The sequence below is a fragment of the Streptomyces sp. NPDC047130 genome (assembly GCF_040643475.1).
Classification (GTDB): Bacteria; Actinomycetota; Actinomycetes; order Streptomycetales; family Streptomycetaceae; genus Streptomyces.
On record NZ_JBEYUK010000073.1, the window covers coordinates 1 to 1,013 of the forward strand.

Consider the following 1,013-nt stretch of genomic DNA (forward strand, 5'->3'; position numbering starts at 1 on the left):
CATGACGAAGTCGATGATCACGCGCATGCCGCGCTGGTGCGCGGCGTCGACGAACTCCACGAAGTCGGCCAGGTCGCCGAACTCGGGCAGCACGGAGGTGTAGTCGGAGACGTCGTACCCGCCGTCGCGCAAGGGCGACTTGAAGAACGGCGGGAGCCAGAGACAGTCGACGCCGAGCCACTGCAGGTAGTCCAGCTTGGCGGTGATGCCCTTGAGATCTCCGACGCCGTCGCCGTTGGAGTCCTGGAAGGAGCGGACCAGCACCTCGTAGAAGACGGCGCGTTTGAACCAGTCCGGGTCCCGGTCCCGGGCGGGGGTGTCCTCGAACTTGTCCGGTACGGGCTCGTTGACGATCATATGGCGGGTGACCCTCCGATCTGCGGTGAGGACGGTCGCAGGGCGTCGTCGCCGAAGGCGCCCACGGTCAGCACATGTGCTCCCCCGGGCGCCAGACGTACGTAGTTGGCCCTGCCCCAGTGATAGGTCTCACCGGTGAGCTCGTCGCGCACCGGTACCGACTCGTGCCAGTTCAGGCCGAGTTGCGGCATGTCCAACGACACCGTGGCCTCCTGGGTGTGGTGCGGGTCCAGGTTGGCCACCACCAGAACCGTGTTCGAGCCGTGCCGCTTGGAGTAGACGATGACCTCGTCCTTGTCGGCGTGGTGGAACCGCAGGTTGCGCAGGCGGCGCAGGGCGGGGCTGGAGCGGCGGATCTCGTTGAGCCGGGTGATCAGCGGGGCGATGGTGCGGCCCTCGCGTTCGGCGGCCTCCCAGTCACGGGGGCGGAGCTGGTACTTCTCCGAGTCCAGGTACTCCTCGCTGCCCTCGCGGACCGGGGTGTTCTCGCACAGCTCGAAGCCGGCGTAGAGGCCCCAGGTGGGGGAGAGGGTGGCGGCCAGCACCGCGCGGACCTCGAACGCCGGACGGCCGCCGCGCTGCAGGTAGGCGTGCAGGATGTCCGGGGTGTTCACGAAGAGGTTGGGCCGCAGGTAGTGCGCCGTCTCCCCGCTGAG

At 68.3% G+C, this 1,013-nt stretch carries 1 protein-coding gene and 1 pseudogene; both read right to left on the minus strand.

What is annotated here, in order from left to right; translation table 11 throughout:
• Positions 1 to 357 (minus strand): alpha-amylase family glycosyl hydrolase (locus tag ABZ836_RS30475; protein WP_361147628.1); only part of this gene is annotated, 357 nt, incomplete at its 3' end.
• Positions 354 to 1,013, minus strand: a pseudogene (locus ABZ836_RS30480) (alpha-1,4-glucan--maltose-1-phosphate maltosyltransferase); the annotation flags it as partial. The pseudogene ABZ836_RS30480 and the gene ABZ836_RS30475, both read right to left, overlap by 4 nt.